The sequence below is a fragment of the Yimella radicis genome (assembly GCF_054778255.1).
The window spans coordinates 1-15,689 of record NZ_BAAGZR010000009.1 but is presented as its reverse complement, the minus strand read 5'-3'; the positions used below and the strand labels follow the sequence as shown (position 1 = coordinate 15,689).

At 65.0% G+C, this 15,689-nt stretch carries 17 protein-coding genes; 6 read left to right on the top strand and 11 right to left on the bottom strand.

The genetic code is table 11. The features are described 5' to 3' along the window. Nucleotides 1–5: 5 nt before the first annotated feature. The 6 genes from ACYU8W_RS07150 to ACYU8W_RS07125 form a co-directional block, all read right to left on the bottom strand. On the bottom strand, nucleotides 6–2,195 hold the full coding sequence (locus tag ACYU8W_RS07150; RefSeq protein WP_499467845.1) for a xanthine dehydrogenase family protein molybdopterin-binding subunit: 2,190 nt from the start codon (nucleotides 2,193–2,195) through the stop codon (nucleotides 6–8). Continuing rightward, the gene (locus tag ACYU8W_RS07145) at nucleotides 2,192–3,181 is read right to left on the bottom strand and encodes an FAD binding domain-containing protein (protein ID WP_499467843.1); all 990 of its coding nucleotides are present in this window, start codon (nucleotides 3,179–3,181) and stop codon (nucleotides 2,192–2,194) included. Before ACYU8W_RS07145 ends, ACYU8W_RS07150 begins: the two co-directional genes overlap by 4 nt. Continuing rightward, complete coding sequence (locus ACYU8W_RS07140) at nucleotides 3,178–3,714, bottom strand: 2Fe-2S iron-sulfur cluster-binding protein (RefSeq protein ID WP_499467841.1); 537 nt, start codon at nucleotides 3,712–3,714, stop codon at nucleotides 3,178–3,180. The genes ACYU8W_RS07145 and ACYU8W_RS07140 overlap by 4 nt, the downstream gene beginning before the upstream one ends. A 109-nt stretch (nucleotides 3,715–3,823) precedes the next feature. After that, nucleotides 3,824–5,713, bottom strand: coding sequence for an NAD(P)/FAD-dependent oxidoreductase (locus tag ACYU8W_RS07135; protein WP_499467839.1), 1,890 nt, complete (start codon nucleotides 5,711–5,713; stop codon nucleotides 3,824–3,826). Nucleotides 5,714–5,803: 90 nt separating this feature from the next. Continuing rightward, the gene (locus tag ACYU8W_RS07130) at nucleotides 5,804–6,403 is read right to left on the bottom strand and encodes a GNAT family N-acetyltransferase (protein WP_141928532.1); all 600 of its coding nucleotides are present in this window, start codon (nucleotides 6,401–6,403) and stop codon (nucleotides 5,804–5,806) included. Nucleotides 6,404–6,410: 7 nt separating this feature from the next. Next, nucleotides 6,411–7,118 (bottom strand): 4a-hydroxytetrahydrobiopterin dehydratase, encoded by a 708-nt coding sequence (locus tag ACYU8W_RS07125; RefSeq protein ID WP_499467837.1) that lies wholly within the window; start codon nucleotides 7,116–7,118, stop codon nucleotides 6,411–6,413. 405 nt (nucleotides 7,119–7,523) lie between these two features. Here ACYU8W_RS07125 and ACYU8W_RS07120 point away from each other — a divergent pair, with 405 nt between their 5' ends. Then, a complete protein-coding gene (locus ACYU8W_RS07120) occupies nucleotides 7,524–7,877 on the top strand; it encodes a hypothetical protein (RefSeq protein WP_129623819.1) in 354 nt (117 codons plus the stop codon). Between the two features lie 7 nt (nucleotides 7,878–7,884). On the opposite strand, the gene ACYU8W_RS07115 is transcribed toward ACYU8W_RS07120, so the two are convergent. After that, nucleotides 7,885–8,124 (bottom strand): VOC family protein, encoded by a 240-nt coding sequence (locus ACYU8W_RS07115; protein ID WP_129623818.1) that lies wholly within the window; start codon nucleotides 8,122–8,124, stop codon nucleotides 7,885–7,887. 1,389 nt (nucleotides 8,125–9,513) lie between these two features. Between ACYU8W_RS07115 and ACYU8W_RS07110 the strand changes: the two genes are divergently transcribed. Genes ACYU8W_RS07110 through ACYU8W_RS07095 form a run of 4 tightly spaced genes read left to right on the top strand, consistent with a single transcriptional unit; the run spans nucleotide 9,514 to nucleotide 12,602 of the window. Further along, nucleotides 9,514–10,632, top strand: a complete 1,119-nt coding sequence (locus ACYU8W_RS07110; protein ID WP_499468550.1) for a tyrosine-type recombinase/integrase — start codon at nucleotides 9,514–9,516, stop codon at nucleotides 10,630–10,632. After that, a complete protein-coding gene (locus tag ACYU8W_RS07105; RefSeq protein ID WP_499467835.1) occupies nucleotides 10,625–10,774 on the top strand; it encodes a hypothetical protein in 150 nt (49 codons plus the stop codon). The genes ACYU8W_RS07110 and ACYU8W_RS07105 overlap by 8 nt, the downstream gene beginning before the upstream one ends. Next, the gene (locus tag ACYU8W_RS07100) at nucleotides 10,767–11,123 is read left to right on the top strand and encodes a helix-turn-helix domain-containing protein (protein ID WP_499467833.1); all 357 of its coding nucleotides are present in this window, start codon (nucleotides 10,767–10,769) and stop codon (nucleotides 11,121–11,123) included. Before ACYU8W_RS07105 ends, ACYU8W_RS07100 begins: the two co-directional genes overlap by 8 nt. Nucleotides 11,124–11,129: 6 nt before the next feature. Further along, nucleotides 11,130–12,602 carry a Fis family transcriptional regulator gene (locus ACYU8W_RS07095; RefSeq protein WP_499467831.1) on the top strand — a complete coding sequence of 491 codons (1,473 nt, stop codon included), beginning with the start codon at nucleotides 11,130–11,132 and terminating at the stop codon, nucleotides 12,600–12,602. A gap of 35 nt (nucleotides 12,603–12,637) precedes the next feature. Here ACYU8W_RS07095 and ACYU8W_RS07090 read toward each other — a convergent pair whose 3' ends face one another. The 3 genes from ACYU8W_RS07090 to ACYU8W_RS07080 all read right to left on the bottom strand — a co-directional run bounded on the left by ACYU8W_RS07090 (nucleotide 12,638) and on the right by ACYU8W_RS07080 (nucleotide 14,237). Further along, nucleotides 12,638–13,198, bottom strand: coding sequence for an alpha/beta fold hydrolase (locus ACYU8W_RS07090; RefSeq protein ID WP_499467829.1), 561 nt, complete (start codon nucleotides 13,196–13,198; stop codon nucleotides 12,638–12,640). 17 nt (nucleotides 13,199–13,215) lie between these two features. Further along, nucleotides 13,216–13,911 carry a GNAT family N-acetyltransferase gene (locus tag ACYU8W_RS07085; RefSeq protein WP_499467827.1) on the bottom strand — a complete coding sequence of 232 codons (696 nt, stop codon included), beginning with the start codon at nucleotides 13,909–13,911 and terminating at the stop codon, nucleotides 13,216–13,218. 116 nt (nucleotides 13,912–14,027) lie between these two features. Further along, nucleotides 14,028–14,237: a hypothetical protein gene (locus tag ACYU8W_RS07080; protein WP_499467825.1), complete on the bottom strand. Its 210-nt coding sequence runs from the start codon at nucleotides 14,235–14,237 to the stop codon at nucleotides 14,028–14,030. A gap of 419 nt (nucleotides 14,238–14,656) precedes the next feature. Between ACYU8W_RS07080 and ACYU8W_RS07075 the strand changes: the two genes are divergently transcribed. Further along, nucleotides 14,657–15,334 carry a hypothetical protein gene (locus ACYU8W_RS07075; RefSeq protein ID WP_499467823.1) on the top strand — a complete coding sequence of 226 codons (678 nt, stop codon included), beginning with the start codon at nucleotides 14,657–14,659 and terminating at the stop codon, nucleotides 15,332–15,334. A 174-nt stretch (nucleotides 15,335–15,508) separates the two neighbouring features. On the opposite strand, the gene ACYU8W_RS07070 is transcribed toward ACYU8W_RS07075, so the two are convergent. Continuing rightward, a partial coding sequence (locus ACYU8W_RS07070; RefSeq protein WP_499467821.1) for a helix-turn-helix domain-containing protein occupies nucleotides 15,509–15,689 on the bottom strand: 181 nt, incomplete at its 5' end.

The following is a 15,689-nucleotide window of genomic DNA, read 5'->3' as shown; positions in this document are numbered from 1 at the left end:
CGACTTCAACTGGTCGCCTCGATGAGCGAAGCCGGAGTGAAAGGCGTGTCCCGCAGGCGGATTCCGGTTGCGTTGAAGATCGCGTTGCCGATCGCGGCGGGTGTGCCGACCATCGCCATCTCACCGATACCCTTCGAGCCCTTGGCGCCGAACCACTTGTCGTACTCGGGCAGGAACTCGACCTCGAGTTCGCCGATGTCGGCGTGGGCCGCGATGTGGTAGCTCGCCAGGTCGTGATTCATCACCTTGCCGAATCGGGGATCGTGGTACGACTCCTCGAACAATGCCGCCGAGAGCGCCATCGTCATGCCGCCGACCATCTGGCTGCGTGCGGTCAGCGGATTGATGATCGTGCCGGCTCCGTAGACGCCGAGCAGTCGGCGCACGCGTACCTCCGAGGTGACGGAACTGACGGCCACCTCGGCGAACTGGGCTCCGAACGCGTGCCGGGAGTACTTGCTCGCGCCCCGCGGCGGGCGTCCCTGGGCGCGAGCGGAGGCGCCGTCCGGTGGGTTGTCGCCGTGCTTGCGACGCAACTTCTCGCAGGCGGCGACGATCGCGTTTCCCCACTCGTAAGTGCCCTGGCTACCGCCGGCCATGATCGCCATCGGGGTGCCGGTGCGGCCGATGTCGGTCTCCACCTGTTCGACAGGTACGTCGAGGGCATCTGCCGCGATCTGGCGCAGCACCGTATGTGCGCCGGTGCCGATGTCCGACGCCTGCATCTGCACCACGTACTTGCCGCCGGTGTGGGTGATCCGGGCGAAGAGGCTCGCGACGTGCTGGTTCGGGAAGCAGGTCGACGCCACCCCGATACCGATCAGCCACTCACCTTCGCGCAGAGTGCCCGGGTCCTGGCGGCGTCCCCAGTCGAAAAGTTCCGATCCGCGCTTGAGTGCGGGGACCAATGCTCTTGTGCTCCACGGCTTCTCGGTCTCCGGGTCCACGTCCGGTTCGTTCCTCAGCCGCAGTTCGATCGGGTCGACGCCCAGCTGATGTGCCAGTTCGTCCATCGCGGTCTCGAGGGCGAACATGCCGTTGAAGTCGCCCGGCGCGCGCATCCACGTCTCCGGCGGCAGGTCGAGCATCACCGAGCGGTGCTCGGTACGGCGGTTGGGTGTGGCGTACATCATCCGGGTGGCGAAACACGACTGGTCGACGTTGCGCTTCAGGCGGGACGCCGCCTGGGTGCTGATGTGTTCGATCGCGGTGAGCCGGCCGATGCGGTCGGCGCCGAGCCGGATGCGCTGGCTGGCTTCGGGGCGGTGGCCGACGCTCTGGAACATCTGCTGTCGGGTCAGCGCAAGCTTCACCGGGCGCGGGCTGATCACTTTCGCGGCCATCGCGGCAAGGGCGATGTGCGGGTGCGGGAAGGCCTTGCCGCCGAACCCGCCGCCGACGTACGGCGAGATGACCTCGAGCTGATTCGGGAGCAGGCCCAGCAACGGCGGCAGCAGGGTGCGGTGGATGATCGGGCCCTGGTTGGTGTCGAACAGAGTCAGGCGGGTGGCTCGCGGGTCGAAGCCATCGACGTCGTGCCAGACGGCGATCACCGCGTGCGGCTCCATCTGGGCATGGAAGTGCGTGGGGTTCGCATACTCCTGATCGATCCGGTGGACGGCTTCGCGCCACCCTTCGTCCAGGTCACCCTTGCTCTCCGTGCCGCGCTTCATCAGCACGATGCGCGGGCTCTCAGCCTCCGGGTCGTGCGGGTCGAACTCGACCTTCGCCCGCTCCTCCTCGCAGATGACCTCCACCAACTCGGCCGCCTCGCGGGCTGCCTCGGGAGTCTCGGCGATGACGCCACCGACGATCTGTCCCCGATGGGCGATCTGGGGTCCCTGCAGGATCCACAGTGCCGGGTCGGACTTCACCGCGAGCCGAGGAGAGTCCTCGTGGGTGAGGATGTGCAGTACCCCGGGGACGGCTCGCGCCGCTTCTGTTTCGATGCGGACGATCTTGCCCTTCGTGATCGGTGCGGGCACCGGCCACAGGTAACAAGGATTCTCGACGTCATGCTCGTACGCATACGGCGCCGTGCCGGTGACCTTCAACGGACCGTCGACCCGTCGTACCGGGGTGCCGACGCTCTTCTCGCGACCGGCGGGTGCCTCGTTCGTCCGCTCCGGAGTCTCGGTCTCGTCCGGACGGGTCTGCGGGCGGACCGGTGCGTCGGTGCTCATCGAGATGCTCATCGGTTTGCTCCTTCGACCAGTTCCTGCAACACCGCGACGACAGTGCGCTGGAGCATCGGAATCTTGTAGGCGTTCTCCGAACCGACTTGTGCAGCAGCGAGTTCGGCGTCGATGGCCGCCTCGAACGCCTCAGCGGTCGCCGGCCCATCACGCAGCTGATCCTCTGCGGTGCGCGCTCGGTGGGGCTTGTGGGCGACGCCTCCGAGTGCGAGACGCACATCGTTCACCTGACCGCCGGAGATGTCGATCGCGGCGGCGACGGAGACCAGTGCGAAGGCGTACGACGCCCGGTCGCGCACCTTGCGGTAATGAGAGCGAACTGCCCAAGGCAGCGGCGGGATCTCGATGCCGGTGATGAGTTCTGCCGGAACGAGGTTGGTGTCGTGAGAGGGGTCGTCGCCGGGTAGCCGGTGGAAATCGGCGAACGGGATCTTGCGGTCGCCGTCCGAGCCTGTCACGTGCACGACTGCATCGAGGGCGGCGAGGGGGAGACACAGGTCGGAAGGGTGCACCGCGACGCACTGGTCGGACTGACCGATGATCGCGTTGTACTTGCCGAATCCGTCGATCGCCGAGCAGCCCGCACCGGGTTCGCGCTTGTTGCACGGGGTGGTGGTGTCCTGGAAGTACACGCAACGTGTGCGCTGCAGCAGATTGCCGGCGGTCGAAGCCATCGCACGGATCTGGCCGGAAGCACCCGCGAGAAGAGCCTCGCTCACGAACGGATAACGCTGCCGCACAAGTGGGTCCGCTGCAAGGTCGGCATTGCGAACGTTCGCGCCGATGCGCAGGCCGCCGTCTGCGGTTTCGTCGACACCGCCGAGGTCGAGGCGGCTGATGTCGACGATCCGATCCGGACGCTTGATGCCGAGCCGTAGGTGGTCGACGAGGTTCGTGCCGCCTGCTAGGTACGCCGTGTCACCGACGCCGCTCATCGAGAGTGCATCGGAAACCGTTGCGGCCCGGACGTACTCGAACTCCTTCATGCCTGACCCCGTTCCTTCGCGACGTCCGTGATGGCCTCACGGATGTGGCAGTACGCACCGCACCGGCACAGGTTGCCGCTCATCCGCTCGGCGATCTCTTCGGGCGTCAGGCGCACCTCGCCGAGGTCGCTCACATCCTTCGTGACATGGGACGGCATCCCCGCCTCGGCTTCGGCGAACATGCCTGCAGCAGAGCAGATCTGACCCGGCGTGCAATACCCGCACTGCAGGGCGTCCCGATCGACGAAGGCCGCCTGCAGGTCGCCGAGGTTGTCGGCGGTGCCGAGGCCGGCGGCCGTGGTGACGTCCGCACCGTCGTAGGACGCGGCAAGGGTCAGGCAGCTGACGATGCGGCGTCCATCGACCAGGACAGTGCAGGCGCCGCACTGGCCGTGGTCGCACCCCTTCTTCACCGAGGTGATGCCGAGCCGGTCGCGCAGTGCGTCCAGCACACTCACGCGCGGGTCGAGCTCGAGTTCGTGTTCCTGACCGTCGACGGTGAGTCGGACGGAGACGTGCTGTGCAGACGGCATCGGCGCACCTTCCAGGCAGGGGAGATTGTCACGGTAATCCTGTGCAGATACCGCAGGGGCGTACCGAAAGGGTGGGAACGGCACGGCGTCATATGCAGTCGAGCGTCGATCACCCGTCCGCGTCCCTTGGCGACTCTTGTTCGTCCGTGGCGGGCACGGCCCCGTCGAGCACCTGATCCAGTGATTCGGCTGCTTCGATGGCGATCTGACCGCGCTCGTAGTCGTCGTCATTGTTGTAGGTGAGCACTCCGACGACGGTGCCATCGGCGTCGGCGTACCAGACGGTGTAGGCGCCCGCGGATTCGACGACCTCGACACGCTCGTGCCCGTCGCCCCACGCTGCGTACTTCAGGGTGTGGTCACCGATCGTGCTCCAGAATCCAGGCACATCGCGCCATTGCTGCTGATCGTCGTCGTCCGATGCCGCATTGCGTCCGGCGAGCTCACCCATCGCCAGGGCGTCACCCCAGTGTTCGACCGGGATGGGGCGGGCCGCGATCGCATGGTGGGCGCGTACGACGTCGCCGGCCGCCCAGACGCCGGGTGCGACCCGCAGGTGGTCATCGGCGACGATCCGGCCTTCGTGCAGTTGCAGACCCGAGTCGGCGAACTGTTCCCCGACCGGTGTCACACCGACGGCCGCGAGCACCAGGTCGGGAGAGAGGGTGTGTCCGTCGTCCAGGTGGACGGTCGACGGCGCGGCCACCTTGGTCACCTGAACGCCCGTACGCAGTTCGACACCGAGCCCGGTGAGCCATTCGTGGATACGGCTGGCCGCGAACTCGCCGAGCCGGTCGATTTGTGGTGCCTGCTCCGGCGTCACGAGCGTGGTGTCGACCCCGCGAATTGCGAGCGAGGCTGCTGCCTCGCAACCGATGAAACCGGAACCGATGACGACGGCCGACCTCGCCCGTTGTGCCGACGCGACCAGGCGCTCGGCGTCGTCGAACGACCGCAGGACCAGAACCTCGGCGTCAGCGTCGGTTTCGGGGAGCGGGATCGGTTGAGCTCCGACGGCGACGATGAGTCGTTCGAACGCGACCGCTTCATCGCCGGCACGGATGCTGTGGGCCGTGAGGTCGATAGAGCTCACGGTCGTCCCGAGTTTGATCTCCACCTGGTCAGGAAGCTCACTTCCCTCGATCGGGGTGGCCTCGACATCGCTTCGGCCGGCGAGCACATCCTTCGTCAAGGGCGGGCGCTGGTACGGAGGCAGTCGATCGGCTGAGACCAGCAGGACGCGGCCTGTTCCTCCCGACTCGACGTAGGACGTAGCGGCGCTCGTCCCGGCGGGCCCGCTGCCGACGATCACCAAGTCGTAGCTCTTCATCCATCGACGGTATCCAGACCTCTTTGCTCGCCGACTCATTCCGGTGCGGCAGATTCGCCGCCGTGGCCGCGGTGCGGGACGTGGACTCCGGGCGGCACCTCGGCGAGTTGAGTCGGGAGGCCACTGCCAGTCGCAGCGCAAAGTGCGCAGTGCCCTGGCAAACGCGAGATCGCGCGATGCCTTGGTGGGGGAGATGCGGCGCGCCAGCGCGATCTGGTCGGCGATGCCGCGTCCACGTTGCCTGGACCTCACGCCTTGCTGGCACTGCTCTTCTCGCTGCGACCGGTCGAAGTCGGCCATGACGCGGGCCCGGGCTGCGGCCAGTGCGGAATCGAGTGACTCGATCTTCTCGAGTTGCGTAATCTTGTCGAAATCGTCTGGGGCAGAGCGTAGTTCACGGATCTGATCGATGATCAGATCGATGTCGACCGCCGGCTTCTGCTGCATATAGGCAGCCAACCACCCAGCACCGACGACGTCCGCGACTTGATGCTCGCAGTAGCGCTGGAGCACGACGGCTTCGTTGTGTTCGGTGTCCTTCGCTCCGTCGAGCAGCGGGACCGTCGAGTGCTGGCTCAGAGGTTGCGTCCGGGGCGTCGTCGAGTTCAGCGCGATACCTGTGGGCGAACTCGGTGACTTCGCAGGGTGACGGTCGAACCACTTGCGCAACTGGGTGCACGGAGAGACCTCCGCGCACCAGTCATCGAGCGGCCCGCTTACTCACCCCGCGTGGCCACAGGCGGTCGACCAGGACGCGAGTCAGGACGGGTCGACGGTCTTGACCATCACACAATTCTTCAGACCCTTGGGTCTGTCGTAGTCGAACCCGAGCCGCTCATACAGGCGCCGGGTGCCGTTGTAGAGGAATGACGACGACATCTTCTTGGTCTGATCCGTGAGGTCGTGCGGATAGCTCTCCACGCGTCCGCCGCCGGCCTGGGCTATGAGGTCGAGTGCGCCGCTGATCGCCAGTTCGGTGACACCGCGGCGCCGGTGTCGCTTGTCGACGAAGACGCAGGTGATGCGGTAATCGGGATCGGCTGCTTTCGTCGCGTGGTACTGCTTGCCGTGGTGCAGGGTCGGCAGTTCTTCCGGGGTGCCGTACTCGGCCCACGCAACCGCCTCGTCGCCGTCCATCACCAGTGCGGCGTGCGCGACTCCGTCGTCGACCAGTCGCTTCTTGATCGCCTGGTTGCCTTCGGCGGTTTCGCCGCGTCCTTCGCAGTTCGGATGCCCGTCGTGGAACCACGTGCACCAGCAACCCCCGAAGATGCCGTTGTGCCGCTGCACGAGTGCCTCGAACGCAGGCCACGTCTGCGGCGTAAGGGACGCGATCGTGTACGTGGGTTCGGTGCTCACCATTCCCTCAGTCCGTGCTCGTGGGCTTGGCCGCGACGCACAGGACACCGCGGTTTCCGTCCTGATCGGCGATCACCGTGAGTGCGGGGTAGTCGCTGTCGTCGACGACCGTCCCGCCGGCGGCGACGACGGCGGCGATCCGTTCTTCGGCTACTTCGGCGGCGATGTAGACCTCGATGTGGAAGCGTTGACCCGAGGCGTTGTCGTCGGCGAGGTCGTCGAACCACAGGTTCGGGACACGTCCAAGGGCGTCCCGAACCTCGTCGCTGGGGGAGCCGAGGCCTTGGGCATTCGGGTCGCCGGTCAGCAACGCCGCCCAAACGGGTGCGATCTTGGCAGAATCCGTTGTGTCCAACCCGAGTTCGAGCACACTGACCGATGCGGGATCGGGGGAGAGGTGCTGGTCGGAGGCGAGTTCGGTGATGCGGCGGGCGAGGTCGACGTCCTGTTGTGTCACCCACTCGACGACGTGTTCGGTGCCGTCGTCGTCGCGGTAGATCGCGTCGCTGGAAGTCAGTCTGAGGTCGACGTAACCCCTGCCGATCGAGACCTGCGGATGATGACCGAACTCATCACCTACGTCGCCCAGCGCAGCGACGAACCGGGCAGCGGCACCGAAGTTGTCGACGGCGTAGCGGGCGTGCAACCCCTGCGCGAGCTTTCGCCAATCGGTCAGGTCGGCCTCGGCGATCTGGTCCCCAGTCAGCATGTCCATGTCTGGACGCTACTCAACATCGCTGGGCCGGTACAGGGTTCGGGAACCGGGGTGAGAGCAAGGGGAGGTCCCAACTCAGTGCTGGGCGGCGGGGGAGCGACCCAAGACGCTGGAGGTGTCGGGCACAGCGCCCGACTTCGTCGACGTGGAGATCAGAGCGATCACGTCGCCGGTCGCGCTGCTGTCGGCGGCCGGCTGCGTCCGCTTCCAGCGTGAGTCGATCGGTGCTCCACCAGATGATGGCGGGACTCACGGAGGTCGAACCCCAGGACGTGGCGCGCGGTGGAGGACACGCTCGGACAGTTCGAAGGTCGGGATGGTTTCATCGGCCCGTGCGAGATGTTGGTGGGTGCCGGAACGGTTCGTTGAGCCCAAGGACTGCGTGCTCGGTGGGAGAGTGGCGTCATGCCTGAGTACTCGGTCAACAAGGTGGCCGTCACACATGCGCGCAAGCTCATCCGCGAGGGCAAGGTTGTGACGAAGTCGCAGTGGGGCGATGCGCAGCCCGACGCGAACCAGGAGAACGAGTTTCTGGACTCACACTCGTGGACCGAGTACAGCGCGTGGCATCTGGCGCTGGTTGATGGCGCGACCGAACAGACCAAGGGGCGCTACGGCTTCGGGTTCGGCGACTTCGACAAGGTGCACCGCTCAGGGCTGCTGGCATGCCAATATCGAGCAGCCGAGTGGAAGCACCGGGAGATCGAGGACGCTGCGACCAAGCTGCTGCGGTACCTGGACGACCAGACCGAAGACTGAGGCGGCGTCAGTTGTCGGCGATCGCTTGTTCGATCGTGGCGACGTCGATCTTCCGCATGGTCATCATGGCGGTGAACGCGCGTTCGCTGACTCCAGGATCAGTCGAGTTCATCGCCTCGCTGAGGACGCGGGGTGTGATCTGCCAGGACACGCCCCACTTGCCCTTGCACCAACCGCAGTCGCTTTCCTGTCCACCATTGCCGACGATCGCTTTTGACTTTTTCCCGAGGCAGCCCCCCGACTTCACCCAAAAAAGGACTCATACCAAAAAAGCATCAAGTACACAGTCCATCCCACCAATAGCAGAGTCAACCCCCCGCCCATGATTGATCTCTTTCTTGTAGTGGGCTCAGCGCAGAGTTCTGGACCTTTACTCTTTACTAAATATATCCGGTGCTGAAGTATGTCCAGATCTTCCGACCAATAGTCCCGAGAGGGCCGGAAGGGTTGCTCGAGTCCGATCCAGAGTGATCTTCGATTCACAAAATCAAGCTTCGGCCACCCGAAGCCTGTTACCGAAATTCCAGCCACCTGTGAGAGATCAACCAAATAGACAAAGATCGGATTCCGCACAGTTGCGAACCTGCCGTCGGGGGTGAGGGCTACGTATGGTCGCGCTAGGAGGAGAAAGGAAGAAACCGATACGAAGAACATAGGTGCAGCGACAAATGTCACCAAGGTGGAAGTAGCTAGGGCATCGGATGCGCGTTCGTTCACGCTTGGGCGTACCGTGGACGCGGCAAAAGCGAGTATTCCCCAAGCTCCGATACATCCTCCGATTCGATTGGCCAGGTTGGAAAGCATAATGCGGCCGGTTTTCGGGTCAGCGCGTCGTTCAATAGCGTATTCGCTAGCCGGCGGAGCCGAGCGCGGTCTCCAGGCGTCCATGTCAATCCCAGCCGTATCTGCTGGAGAAATGCGCCTGCATGGCATTAAGTTTTGCTGAGTGAATGTAGAACGAAGGTTGGTAGTTGTAATTCAGGCCAGCCCTCTTTCTCCGTGGCGTTGGGGCCGAGGGAAGCAAATAGGTACTCCGCCGCGGTGGCAGTCGTCGTGCTGCTGCCCGAAGGTGGGGTCGTGGGCGATGAGGGCACCTGCTCATCGGGGCGGAGGACCGGCAGACTGCACCAGGTGAACTCGTCCCGAGTCGTCGACCTGCATCCAACCTCCCGAAAATCTCGGTTACATCCAGTGATTCAATGATGCATCAGATGAAATCCAAGCGCATCAATGCAGGTCAGCGGCGTGCCGTTACCAAGAGGGTCGCCGGACCTGCATCGCATCAACGGCCAACCTCAGTCCGGTTCCGCCAACCCCGATCAGGCGTTTGTACAGGTCAGAGGCCCAACGGCCGTCGCCCCAGGGCGGTGGCGTGCGGCCGCGCGAATGATTCATCTGGTGCAATGCGCAGGGTACAGCTTGACATAATGTAGATTATCGGACATCAACTAGGACGAGTCGAAACAGATGAGAGAGCTCGTCTCAACTCGACATGACCTCGTCCGTGCAGGTCAGACGTCACTTTCGCTAGTGCCGCGAACTGCCAATGGACCACACAGGGGCACTCAATGGAGCAGGTCAGCGGCCGTGTCTCTCATTAAGTGAGAGAGTCTCGCGTATGGTTGGCGCCGTGGAGATGGTTCCAGGGCGCATCCCGGAGATGCTGCTGCGGCAGGAAGTCGGCCTGCTCCGCACTGACCAACAGGTGTTTGAGCACATGCTCGACCGCTGGCGCGCGCAGTTGCTCGCGCGTGGGTTGTCGACGGCGTATATCCAGTCGTCCTGCCGAGTGGTGGAGCGCTTTCAGGAGCACACCAACGAATACCCGTGGCGCTGGCACCCGATCCACCTGGAGCAGTACCTCGCCGACCGGCGGAGTGCGGAGAAGCCCGCGTCGGTCTCGACGCTGAGGGCGCAGGCTGGCGCGATTCGAGCGTTTTGCAGCTACTTGTGTGAGCCCGCGTATCGCTGGGTGCCGTTCTGCGAGAAGGTCTTCAACGACGTTCCCAGCCAAATCGTTTTCGACTGGAACTCGCCCCGCCACACGACAGACGACGCGGTTCCTCCGCGCCGGCGCGCCCTGACCCTCGATGAGATGGAGGCCCTGTTCGAGGCCGCCGACGACATCGCAGACGAGGAGTACGCCGCGGGGTCGAAAGGCTGGCTTCCTGCGCTGCGCGACTCGATCGCGATCAAGGTCGGCTACGCGTACGGCCTCCGCCGCCGCGAACTCACGATGCTCGAGTACGTCGACTTCGGCCCGAACCCACACGTCCCGGCCTACGGCAATTACGGCTCCGTTCAAGTGCGCTGGGCCAAGGGCACCAAGGGATCTGGCCCCCGGCGCCGCACCGTGCTCACCGTTCCGCAGTTCGAGTGGGTCGTCGATCTGCTGAAGGACTGGGTGTCCCATGTTGGCCGAGAGCTGTTCGCAACGGCCGACCGTTCCGCCGCCATGTGGCCATCAGAACGGAGTGGGTCGGTCGTCGTGCGGACCTTGGATCGGTCGTTCAAGCGAGCCAGGGAACGCGCAGGATTGCCCGAGGAGCTGACGCTGCACGCCCTCCGCCACTCTTACGTCACCCACCTCATCGAAGCCGGCTACGACCCGATGTTCGTGCAGCAGCAGGTCGGCCACAGCTACTCGTCGACCACGGCGCTCTACACGTCGGTGTCCTCCGACTTCAAGCAGAAGACGATCCAGCGCATGATCGCCCGACGGCTGGCAGGCCGCGAAGGAGAGTCCCGTGACTGAGTTCGAGAAGTTCACCCCCGAGACGATCGAGTTGCTCCGACGATCCGTGGACACCTTTGGCCGATGCAGCACCACGCAGTACTACGTCGCGATCCCGCGGGACGCCGACGTCGAGGACGGCGAAGGTGGGCAGGATGGCTGAGCAGCGACGAATCGGCTACCGCTGGAATCTCCGCCAGCTGATGGCGCAGCGCAACTTGTGGAAGACCACCGAACTCATCCCGCTGCTGCGATCACGCGGGATCAACCTCTCCCCTGCGCAGGTACATCGTCTGGTCACCTCGACTCCCGAGCGCATCCCGGCGCGCACCTTCGCGGCCCTGTGCGACATCCTGGACTGCGGTCCTGGCGACCTGTTCGAGCCGTTCGTTGAGATGCGGGCCGCGGCCACAGCCGAGGCGCCACGACGGCCGGAAGACATCGGCGTACAACCCGGTCAGCCCATCGCTCGGCGCGTGAAACTCGTTCGACCCAGCGACGATGACGCCTAACGGATAGTGGCGCGCCCACGCAAGCCGGACGACCCCGAGCGCCGGCGCGAGACCCCTTGCGACCGCTGCGGTGGCGGCTACTACCTCGTGGCCAGATGGGGACCTCACGACCAGATCTGCGGCTACTGCTACCAACAAGCCAAGCGCACCCGCGGCACCTGCGCGTGCGGTCACATCGGAGTGCTGCCCGGCCGGATCGACAACGAGCCCGCGTGCCGGAAATGCTCCGGGATCACACTCAACATCGATTGCGTCCGCTGCGGCGCCGAGGACGAGCTATACCGGACCGGGCTGTGCTGGCCCTGCGCGCTCAGCGGCGTTGTGGATCGACTCCTCACCAACCCAGAGACCGGTGTCATGGCCACTGAACTCGAGCCGCTTGCCGACGCGCTGAAGTCGATGAAGCGCGCCAACAGCGGGATGACGTGGATCCGGCAGAAGCACGTCACCGACTTCCTCAAGCACCTCGCCGTGCACCCGACCATCACCCACGACACCATCGATGGGCTCCCACGATCACGAACCCGTGACTACGTCCGCGGACTCCTCGTCGAGCACGGCGCACTCCCCCCCCGAGACGAGACCAAGGTCCGTTACCGGGAGTGGGCCGAGGACGCGCTCGACCGGCTGGCGAACGAGGACAACCGCGTGATCATCGACCGCTACGTCCGCTGGCAACACCTGCGCCGGATGAACGAGATGGAGACCGTGTCGCACGGCACGTTCCTCCGCAGCAAGCAGACGGTCACCGTCGCGATCAACTTCCTCAACTGGCTCCACGAGCGCGAGCTTCCGCTGGAGGACCTGCAACAGGCCGACGTCGACGACTGGGTCGTCGGCGGCCCGACCACCAGACTGCTCGTCGACCGGTTCCTCAACTGGGCAATGGGCAACAGACTCGCTCCTGCTGGGTTGAAGGTCCCACGCCATCGCCGCGGCACCAGCAAGAAGCTCAGCGCTAGCGACCAGGACGCCGCATTGAAGGAGGTCGTCGACGGTGAGCGGCTGAGTACACGCGACCGAGCTGCGGCCATCTTGGTGCTGGTGTTTGGCCAGCAACTGGAAGACGTTGTCGCGCTGACCTGGGACGACATCACCATCACCGAGGACCTCGTAACCGTCACACTCGGCGGATTCGCGATCGCGCTGAACGACCCGCTTGATCTTCCGTGGAGGGCGCTCGTGGCGAAACCCGGCCACGACCAGACCGCCGCCCACCCGAACAGCAACTGGGTATTCCGCGGCCAATCCCCTGGCCAGCACATCAACGCGATGAGCCTGCGTGACCGCCTTCGCCGCCAACTCTTCAGCACACGCGCAGCGCGGCTCGGCACCCTGCACGAGCTCACCAAGTTGGCTCCTGTCGCGATCGTCGCCGAGGCCCTCGGCTACAGCCCGAAGACCATCGAGACCCACACGACGGCGTCGGGCGCTGACTACGCCGCATATGTCGCCGCGGTCCTGACCGGCGACGGATGACGCAGATCTCGCCCAGACCTATCCGGACCAACTTCTCACGGTGTGACGCCGAGCCAACGGTCGATGGCACGGGTGACTTCGACGTGCACCTCCGCGGTTCGCACTGCGTCCTCGGCGAACATGGCGTGATCAACGCCTGGGAGCTCGGCGATCTCCCCGCCGACCGACCGGGCGGCCTCGATGTTCCACGCTGGGTCCTTGGTGCCACCGACGAGCAGCTGCCGGCCGGGGTGGCGCGACATTGCCTGGACGACCTCGGGCAGATGCAGCAGAGGCGTCAACCAGATCGCGTCGTATTCTCGCTGGGCGGCATGCTCGGCCGCGCAGGTGCCGAGGGACTTCCCGACTACCAGAACGCGCCCCGCGAAGTCGTCAACCGCTCCGGCCAACTGCGTCGCGACCCATTCGATCGTGCCACCGGTATCGAGATCGGGTGCGCTCCACGAGACAGCGCGAACTCGCCAGCCGTGTTGTAACGCCGCGCGGCCAGCGAAGGTCAGGAGCGGCATTGTGGAGGGATAGTTCCTGCCGGGCAGCAGCACCGCGAGCCCGATCGGCTCGTTATGGTCGTCCGGCCAGTCGACGTACTCGGTCATGCTCATGTCTCCCTTGGCTACAAATCGCTCTGCCTGCGGTCCGACCCCAAGAAGCGCCGCAAGCGGTCGCCGCCATCTACAGTCACCTCGCCAGCTGGTCGAACGAAGGCATGGGGCGTGACGACGACGCGCTGTTCTTCCACCCTCACCTTGCCGCGCCGAGTGTGTTGAACGATCCGTCGCCTGCCGTTGTCGACGTACCCGACTTTGCGGCTGACGGCTGCCGAGGCGTGACTCCCCACGATGTAACCCGACTCGCACCTGTCAGCGCCGAGCACGTCGAAGGCGAAGCCAACGGCGAGCTGGCGCATCAGCGTGCCGGTCCCCTTCCCGTGGTGAGCCCGCCCCAGCCAGGACCCAGTCATGACGAGGCGCGTCTGCGGGAAGTCCGTCGCATGTAGGTCCTGCATCCCGACGAGCACGCCATCGCGACGGACCACGAGGGCCAGGCGCCATTCGTCGGGCGCGAAAGTCGCCCTTTGCGTCCACCACCACGCTAGAGATGTCGTCGGGAAGCCGTCAGGAGATCCCGGCGCGAACGGCTCCTCGTGCCAGTCCCGGAGAAACGGCATCGGCAGCTCGGGATCGTGGATGCCGCCACGTACGAGCTCGACCAACTCGGGCAGGTCGTCGTCGCGCAGGACGCTGAGCACGACCGGACCGCAAGCGATCCGTAACGCGAACGGCGGGAAGATCTCCTCGAGTGTGAGCATGCTGGGATTCTTTCCGAGGCGGCCCACTTGCCGCCAGCCGGTTTCCGGACCCGGTGGTCATTGGGGTGTACGAAGGCCCCCCAGCGCCGCTACTCGTCCCACTTCAACACGTCTCACTACCAGTCGACCAACGGCAGTTGCATCAGATGCATGGGTGGGGCGAGTTTTGTGAGAAGACCTTCGGCAAAATCCCTGCACAGATCTCCTTCGAGTGGAACACCCCACGGCACACGACCGATGACGCGATGCCACCAGGGCGTCGGGCGTTCAAACAGAAGGAACTCCAGAAGCTCTTCGACATGGACGACCTCGTCGATCGCGAGCACGCCACCGCCAGCAAGCGCTGGCTACCCGCGCTGCGCGATTCGATCGCGTCCGTATCTGGGCAGCTCGGTCCCCCGGATCCACCGCGTCGACCGCGCGACGGTACTCGTCCTTGCGTGCGAACAACTCCCCCACACGCACCCGGTCAGCACCGCGGGCCTCCTCCAAGTCGATCAGGGCGATCAGCGAGCCGCCCAGGCGAGTCAGGCGTTCGCGCATGATGTCGTACACCACCACGTCACTGCACTCATCGAAGGTCTCGATGCGTTGCGGTTGAGCACTCATCACCCGTCCTCCTGATCAGGTTCCCTAGACGTCAAGGATTGCATCCCGCACGAACATCCCACGTGCACCGAGGCCTTAACGCGATCCGCATCAAACACCCTGAGCTTGGACAAGCTGACACTAAGGAGCGTCACCCATGAAAACGCCGACCCACGAAGCATTCGGGCACTTAGCGGACCGTGCGCCACGTCAACTTGAAATCGACGCAACCCAGCTTTGGAGAACAGGTCGCCGCCGACGGGCACTGTCCATCACTGGCATCGTTAGTGGGGCCGTTGCTGCGGCACTCATCGGCCTGGTGGCGATCACTGCCGGATGCGGTCGAACCACATCGCCCCAGCCAGCGGGAACAACGTTGATAACGACCACAGAACAGGTGCGTAGTGGCATTGCTGCGGAAATGGCGCGCAAGCCTGGTTGGCCACAGCGTGATGTCGTCGTCCGATCCGGAACGGTCGAGGTTCCCTTCGGCCCGAAGGATCCCGCAGACTACCTGACGTGGGCGAAAGGCCTCGGCGAGCGGTACGGCGACAAGGCCCCGCTCCGGCTGAACTATGTCGCTGACCGGCCCGGGGTGCCGACACTTGCGACGCTTGAGGCTACGAAGACCGATGTCAACAACGCACTGAACCCGGCGGCCACTTCGGCACACCTGAGTTGGGGTGTCTCGCTGTCAACCTTCGACGGCGCGGTTCTAGTCACCCACGAGAACACGACCGACCCCGCCTTCACGCAGGAGCTAGCTCGGCTTCAGCAGAAGTACGGGGATCTCATCAAAGTTGAAACAACCAGTCAGCCAGGAAGCCCTGCCTAGCCCAGCTTTCGGCCCGCACAGTGCGAGGTCTTTGCCTTGCCGGTAAGGACGAGCGGCCGGCGTCCAGGCGACCGGATCGGCCGCGCCAGCCAGGCGGTGTTGATCGCGAACTCCGCGGCGGTAACCGGCCCTGGCTGGTGCCCTTTGCGGGCTCATCCCAATTGAGGGATGCTCCTATATTGCGCAACCGGGTGGCTGCTGGGTGGCGAGGTAGTCGCGGTAGGTGAGGATCGCGGCGCGGTTGGAGGTGTGTCCGCGTTCGATGTGAGAGACGGTGGCCATGGACCAGTGCAGGTCGTGCGCGGCGGTCTCGATGGTGATCCCGGCGGCCTGACGCAGCGGGCGGAGCTGGGTG